At 44.2% G+C, this 889-nt stretch carries 1 protein-coding gene and 1 pseudogene; both read left to right on the forward strand.

The window, feature by feature from the left end:
* Positions 1-268, forward strand: a pseudogene (locus SPADD19_RS04240) (gfo/Idh/MocA family oxidoreductase); the annotation flags it as partial.
* Between the two features lie 266 nt (positions 269-534).
* Positions 535-889: IS110 family transposase (locus SPADD19_RS04245; RefSeq protein ID WP_164905838.1), on the forward strand; the 355-nt coding region annotated here is incomplete at its 3' end.

Raw genomic sequence — 889 nt, forward strand, 5'->3', positions numbered from 1 at the left:
CGGTACCATTGCTTATGACAAGGGCTATATCGAACTCTACGAATACCCGCGTGGCCAAAAAGCGGTCATCACCTATACGGAAGATGGTTCACAAGAAGTGATCGAAGCAGGAGAAACTGCCAAAGCCCTCCAGTATGAAGTCCTCGATATGGAAGCAGCAGTTGCAGGAAAGGAAAATCATCTCTACCTAAACTACAGCCGCGATGTCATGGACCTCATGACTCAACTCCGCAAAGACTGGGGCTTGGTATACCCAGAAGAAGAATAACGAAATGAAAAGAGGCTGGGACAGACAGCCATGACGACATAGCCGTCACCCACAGAAATACGAAAATAAAGACAAAAGCCCTCATTTAGAAGTATAATCTAAGTGAGGGCTTTGTGGTTGATAATTTCTTGAATATCACTTTCGCGGGACAAACTAATCCACTCTACCGACGAGTACCCCAAAATATCGCCTTGAGCATGAGTATAAAAATACGACAATGTTATCGGTAGACAAGCTCTCTGACTTTATAAATGGAGGAAATCACAATGGATGTTCTCTATCAATCTTGTGCAGGTATTGATGTCCATCAAGCTACTGTTGTGGTTTGTATTCTACATGGGCCGCTCACTTCTACTCGTCCAAAGCGTGAAATGGCTCAGTTTGATACAACGACAAAAGGATTAAAAGCCTGTCATGATTTTCTCAGTCAATTCCATGTAGAAGCTGTCGGCATGGAAAGCACAGGAGTTTACTGGAGACCTGTCTGGCATGAACTCTGTGATGACTTTGAACTCATCCTAGCACAGCCTGCTCATATGAAAGCTATTCCAGGTCAAAAAACAGATAAGAAAGATGCTCACTGGATTGCCCAATTAACACGAATCGGCCTGCTCCCACGCA

Origin of the sequence: Streptococcus parasanguinis (assembly GCF_001578955.1) — a bacterium.
Classification (GTDB): Bacteria; Bacillota; Bacilli; order Lactobacillales; family Streptococcaceae; genus Streptococcus; species Streptococcus parasanguinis_U.